Origin of the sequence: Streptomyces similanensis (genome assembly GCF_039543625.1) — a bacterium.
Taxonomy (GTDB): domain Bacteria; phylum Actinomycetota; class Actinomycetes; order Streptomycetales; family Streptomycetaceae; genus Streptomyces; species Streptomyces similanensis.
The window spans coordinates 1-4,185 of the sequence record NZ_BAABKC010000017.1 but is presented as its reverse complement, the minus strand read 5'-3'; the positions used below and the strand labels follow the sequence as shown (position 1 = coordinate 4,185).

The following is a 4,185-nucleotide window of genomic DNA, read 5'->3' as shown; positions in this document are numbered from 1 at the left end:
TGAGGAGGTGGGTGTGGGTGCCGTGGATGATGTCGTGGAGGGGGTGGTCGAGGTGGGGGTCGAGTGCGGCGCAGGCGGTGTCGAAGGCGTCGGCGAAGGCGGGGTAGGTGTCGTAGAGTTCGCGTCCCATGCCGGGGCGTTGGTTGCCCTGACCGGAGAAGACCATGGTGAGGGTTCCTTCACCGGCCCGGCCCGTGACGAGTGCCGGGTGAGTGCCGCCGCGGGCGAGCGCGCGGAGCGCCTGGGTGTGGTCGGCCGGGCCGGCGGCCACGACGACCGCACGGTGTTCGAGCGCGCTGCGTGTGGTGGCGAGCGCGTACGCCACGTCCGGCACCGAAGCTCCGTCCAGTTCGGCGAGCCGTGCCGCCTGGGCACGCAGGGCCGCCGGCGTGTGCCCGGTGACCAGCACGGGAACCCAGGGGAGTGTGCGCTCCTGACGTTCCTGCCGGTCTTCGGCCAGGGGTGGTTGTTCGAGGATGACGTGGGCGTTGGTGCCGCTGATGCCGAAGGAGGAGACGGCGGCGCGGCGGGGGCGGTCGTGGTCGGGCCAGGGTTGTGGTGCGGTGAGGAGGGAGACGGCGCCCGCTGTCCAGTCGACGTGGGGGGTGGGTTCGTCGGCGTGGAGGGTGCGGGGGAGGACGCCGTGCCGCATGGCGAGGATCATCTTGATCACACCTGCCACGCCGGCGGCGGCTTGGGTGTGGCCGATGTTGGATTTGACGGAGCCGAGCCAGAGGGGTTGTTCGCGGTTGTGTCCGTAGGTGGCTTGGAGGGCTTGGGCTTCGATGGGGTCGCCGAGGCGGGTGCCGGTGCCGTGGGCTTCGACGGCGTCGATGTCGGTGGGCTGGAGTCCGGCGTTGGTGAGGGCTTGGCGGATGACGCGTTGTTGGGAGGGGCCGTTGGGTGCGGTGAGGCCGTTGGAGGCGCCGTCCTGGTTGACGGCGGAGCCTCGGAGGACGGCGAGGACGGGGTGGTGGTGGCGTTGGGCGTCGGAGAGGCGTTCGAGGAGGAGGAGGCCGACGCCTTCGCCCCAGCCGGTGCCGTCGGCGTCGGCGGAGAAGGCTTTGCAGCGGCCGTCGGGGGAGAGTCCTCCTTGGTGGGTGAATTCGGTGAAGGTGCCGGGGGTGGACATGATGGTGACGCCGCCGGCGAGGGCGAGGGTGCATTCGTTGTTGCGCAGGGCGTTGGCGGCGAGGTGGAGGGCGACGAGGGAGGAGGAGCAGGCGGTGTCGATGGTGACGGCGGGGCCTTCGAGGCCGAAGGTGTAGGAGATGCGGCCGGAGGCGATGCTGGGGGCGCTGCCGTTGCCGAGGTGGCCGGCGACTTCTTGGGGTGCGGTGGTGAAGCGTGCGGCGTAGTCGTTGTACATGACGCCGGTGAAGACGCCGGTGGGGGTGCCGTGGAGGGAGGTGGGGTCGATGCCGGCGTTTTCGAGGGTTTCCCAGGCGGTTTCCAGCAGGAGTCGTTGTTGGGGGTCCATGGCGAGTGCTTCGCGGGGGGAGATGCCGAAGAGTGCGGCGTCGAATTCGGCGGCGTCGTGGAGGAATCCGCCTTCCCGGGTGATGGATCCGCCGGGGCGGGTGGGGTCGGCGAGTCCTGGCAGGTCCCAGCCGCGGTCGGTGGGGAAACCGGACACCGCGTCCGCACCTGACTCGACGAGCCGCCACAGGTCTTCCGCGCTGCCGACGCCGCCGGGATAGCGGCACCCGATCCCGACGACGACCACCGGATCGTCCGGGGACGAGGAGGCGACCACCGGCGCTTCGTCCACCGGAGTCGAGCCGAACAGCGTGTCTCGCAGGTGATCCACCACCGATGACGTGTTCGGATGATCGAAGACCAAGGACGTCGGAAGGTGGAGCCCGGTCAGAGAGTTCAGCCGATTGCGCAGCTCGACCGAGGTGAGTGAGTCGAACCCGAGTTCGCTGAAAGCGCGGCCCGAGTCGATGACCTGCGGATCGGGATGTCCGAGCACCGCCGCGACCTGCGTACGGACGAACGCGAGCAGTGCGGCGTCGCGATCCGCTGGAGCCTTGCCCCGCAGCCGCTCGGCGAAACCGCCCGCGGCCTGGTCGGTCGCGCGGTGCGGTGCCGTCGGCACGAGTGCCCGCAGCAGCGGAGGAACCGGTGCGTGGTCGCCCGCCACCGCGCGGGCGTCGAGGAGTATCGGGACGATGACGGGGCCCGCGGTGGTCAGGGCCGCGTCGAACAGTTCCAGCCCGTCGGCTTCACGCAGCGGCCGGACACCCGTTCTGGAGGACACATCGGCCGCCATGCCGGCTGCCCAGGGTCCCCAGGCGAGGCTGGTGGCGGGGAGTCCGGCGCTGGTGCGGTGGTGGGCGAGGGCGTCGAGATAGGCGTTGGCGGCGGCGTAGTTGGCCTGGCCGGGGGAGCCGAGGGTGGCCGCCGCGGAGGAGAAGAGGAGGAACGCGCTGACGTCGCGGTCCCGGGTGAGTTCGTGCAGGTGCCAGGCCGCGGTCGCCTTCGGCCCGAAGACGCTCTCCAGGTGTGCGCGCGTCTGATTGACGAGGACCGCGTCGTCGACGGCGCCCGCGCAGTGAACCACCGCGAGCGGCCGGTCGGCGGGCGCCTCGTCCACCAGGGCGGCCAGGGCCGCCCGGTCGGTGAGGTCGCAGACGACGGACTTGACGCGGGCCCCGGCCGCGGTCAGTTCGTCCCGTAGTCCCGCCGGGAGGGGACGCCGGGCCGCCAGGAGCAGGTCGAGCGCGCCGTGCTCGGCCACCAGATGCCGGGCGACGAGACCGGCGAGGGCGCCGGTGGCCCCGGTGATCAGCACGGTCGCCGACGACCAGTCGGGCCCTGTGACGTCGCCCGGCACGGCACGCACCAGTCGTGGGACGTACGCCTCACCGCGCCGGACCGCGATCTGTGTCTCACCCGCGGCCACGGCGGCCGCCACCGTGGACCGCCAGTCCGACTCCGGATCATCGACGTCGACGAGCACGAAACGATCCGGATGCTCGGACTGGGCCGACCGGGTCAGGCCGCACAGCGCCGCGTTGGCCAAAGACGTGGACGTCTCGGCCGGAGCATCGGTGTCCAGAAGGAGGGAGCCGGTGGTGAGCACGACCATCCGGGCATCCGGGGCCTGCTCCGCGCCCACCCAGCGCTGCAAGGCCGCGAGCGTCTGTGCGGCGGAGTCGACGGGATCGTCCCCCACCGAGGCGGGAAGACAGACGATCTCCGGCTCCGTGGCGGGAGTCGGCGGCGTCGACCGCACCCACGACGTGCGGAACAGGGAGCGAGACGCCTTCCCGGCACCGCGCCGCAGCGGACGCAGGGCGAGCCGGCCCACCTCCAGCAAGGCGGCCCCCGACGCGTCGGCGATCAGCAAGGACACCGCGTCGGCGGCGACGGGAGTGATCCGTACCCGCAGCCGTCGCGCACTGGCCGTGGGTACCGACACGTCGTGCCAGGAGAACGGAACGAGCGGCGCGTCCTGGGAGTGGCCGAAGGGAGCGAGGCCCAGCGGGTGCAGCGCGGCGTCCAGAAGCGCCGGGTGGAGGGCGAAACCATCGGCGTCGGCGGCCTGCTCCTCCCCGAGGACCACCTCGGCGAACAGGGTGTCGTCCTGGAGCCAGACACGGTGCAGCCCCTGGAACGCGGGACCGTACCGCTGCTCGGGCGTTTCGGCGTAAACGGCGCCGGCATCCAGCTCCGTCGCCTTGCCGGGCGGCCAGACCAACAGGTCACCGTCCGGGGACGCGGGCCGCCCGGCGACGAGTCTGCCCTCGGCGTGCTTGGTCCACGGCTCGTCCCGCGCGCCGTCAGCGGCGCGGCTGAAGACGCTCACCGCACGCCCGGCGCCGTCCTCCTCGTCCACCAGGACCTGCAGGCGCACACCGGAGTCCTCGGTGAGGACAAGAGGCGCGTGGAGGGTGAGTTCCGCGAGCAGGTCCTGTCCGACGTGGCGCGCGGCCTGCATCGCCAGTTCCACGAACGCGGTGCCGGGCAGCAGGACCTCGCCGTGCACGACGTGGTCGGCGAGCCAGCGCTGCTCCGTCAGCCGCAGAGTGCCGGCGAGGAGGAAACGGTCGCCGTCCGCCAGTCCGACCGCGGTGTCGAGGAACGGATGCTTCAGGGGGCCGGCGGGGACGGCGGACTCCATCCAATAACGTTGGTGTTGGAAGGGGTAGGTGGGGAGGGGGGTGTGGTGGGGTGTGT

At 71.9% G+C, this 4,185-nt stretch carries 1 protein-coding gene; it reads right to left on the bottom strand.

Translation table 11 applies throughout. The features are described from left to right. On the bottom strand, window positions 1-4,129 hold a 4,129-nt coding region (locus ABEB07_RS06275), incomplete at its 3' end, for an SDR family NAD(P)-dependent oxidoreductase (protein ID WP_345667384.1). Window positions 4,130-4,185 lie beyond the last annotated feature (56 nt).